A 331-nucleotide genomic window follows, 5' to 3' on the forward strand; every position below is an offset into this window, starting at 1 on the left:
CGCTGCCGTAGCTATTGGCGGTGTAGCTCACCTTGCCGTCGATGACGTCCTGCTGGGTGAACGTGGTCGCCGCGGTGCCGTTGACCGTGATGGTGCCCTTGCCCGGTGCGCTGGTGACGGTATAGGTCAGGCTGCCGTTGCCGGTATCGACATCGGTCGCGTTCAGGTAGCTGGTGGTGAGGGTGATGGTTGCACCCTGGCCCACGGTCACCGGCGAAACCGCGAGTACCGGCGCATCGTTCACCGGATTGACCGTAATGCTGACGTTGTAGGTATTGCTGCCCGAGCCGTCGCTGACCGTGTAGGTGAAGCTGTCCGGGCCGTTGTAGTT

1 protein-coding gene is annotated in these 331 nt (G+C 62.8%); it reads right to left on the reverse strand.

Going from position 1 to position 331, the window contains the following annotated elements:
- Positions 1-331 (reverse strand): cadherin-like domain-containing protein (locus tag NX774_RS23555; protein ID WP_258824687.1); only part of this gene is annotated, 331 nt, incomplete at both ends.

This window comes from Massilia agilis (assembly GCF_024756255.1).
Taxonomy (GTDB): Bacteria; Pseudomonadota; Gammaproteobacteria; order Burkholderiales; family Burkholderiaceae_D; genus Telluria; species Telluria agilis.